Source organism: Roseateles sp. AC306, assembly GCF_979253795.1.
The window spans coordinates 1-281 of the sequence record NZ_CEEDEB010000067.1 but is presented as its reverse complement, the minus strand read 5'-3'; the positions used below and the strand labels follow the sequence as shown (position 1 = coordinate 281).

Annotated in this window: 1 pseudogene; it reads right to left on the bottom strand. The window is 53.0% G+C overall.

The features are described 5' to 3' along the window. Positions 1–188 (bottom strand): annotated as a pseudogene (locus AC0IZJ_RS28415) (AAC(3)-I family aminoglycoside 3-N-acetyltransferase); the annotation flags it as partial. Positions 189–281: the final 93 nt, after the last annotated feature.

Sequence of the window (281 nt, the reverse complement as noted above, 5' to 3'; positions counted from 1 at the left end):
GCTTCTTGGTCGAAGGCAGCAAGCGCGATGAATGTCTTACTACGGAGCAAGTTCCCGAGGTAATCGGAGTCCGGCTGATGTTGGGAGTAGGTGGCTACGTCTCCGAACTCACGACCGAAAAGATCAAGAGCAGCCCGCATGGATTTGACTTGGTCAGGGCCGAGCCTACATGTGCGAATGATGCCCATACTTGAGCCACCTAACTTTGTTTTAGGGCGACTGCCCTGCTGCGTAACATCGTTGCTGCTGCGTAACATCGTTGCTGCTCCATAACATCAAAC